Source organism: Mesorhizobium sp. Arg314 (assembly GCF_053714275.1).
The window spans coordinates 1-736 of the sequence record NZ_JBSKBP010000202.1; the positions used below are offsets into that span (position 1 = coordinate 1).

The following is a 736-nucleotide window of genomic DNA, read 5'->3' on the forward strand; positions in this document are numbered from 1 at the left end:
GCCTGTATGATTGCGCGCAGTTCCGTCAAAGCTCTCGCCTTCGCATCGATGATAGTCTGTTTTGTCAGGACAAACACTGCTGGCAGCGGTCGCCGGCGTGTTTCGACCGCGAGCGGAATGTAGTGATCGGTGATCTGAATTGCGGCGGTCACGTCGTCGAGCGCGAAGAAGATCGGCACCAGGACGATATCGGCGGCAAATAGGCCGGCCATGAGATTGTCGTTCGTCGTGCCTTCGGTGTCGATCAGCACCACGCTTCGGTCCCCATTGTGTAGCTCTGCCGCCTCCAGGATTTCGCCCGGCGTTGTGGCGCTGACAAGCTGGAGTGTCTTGGGACGATTGCCGGCCTCCTTGAGCATCTGCACCCAGCGGCTCATGTTCTGGCGAACGTCGCCGTCGATGAGGGTTACCGCGTAGCCGCGCTTGAGAGCGACCGATGCAAGCGCGCGCAGCAGGGTCGATTTGCCAGTGCCACCTTTGGCGATAGCGGCAGATATGATCATAGCTCGGGGGACCTTCGATGAACCGCTTTTATGCCAATCGCCTCCCCGGCAATTGTCATACCTCTACCCAAAGTGTAGTGTCAATTTATGAGCGATCAACCGGACAGGACAGTGATTTTCAGGGCAGCTTTAGCCAAGATCACGGCGCGCGACGGCTGCGACGCCGCTCTTGATGCGGCAGCCGCCACGCTGGCGCATTACAGCGCTCTCGCCTCAGTCGGCATGATGCGCCA

At 59.4% G+C, this 736-nt stretch carries 1 protein-coding gene; it reads right to left on the minus strand.

Translation table 11 applies throughout. The annotated features are described in order from the left end of the window. A partial coding sequence (locus ACWGS9_RS35080; protein ID WP_454509465.1) for a ParA family protein occupies nt 1-503 on the minus strand: 503 nt, incomplete at its 3' end. Nucleotides 504-736: the final 233 nt, after the last annotated feature.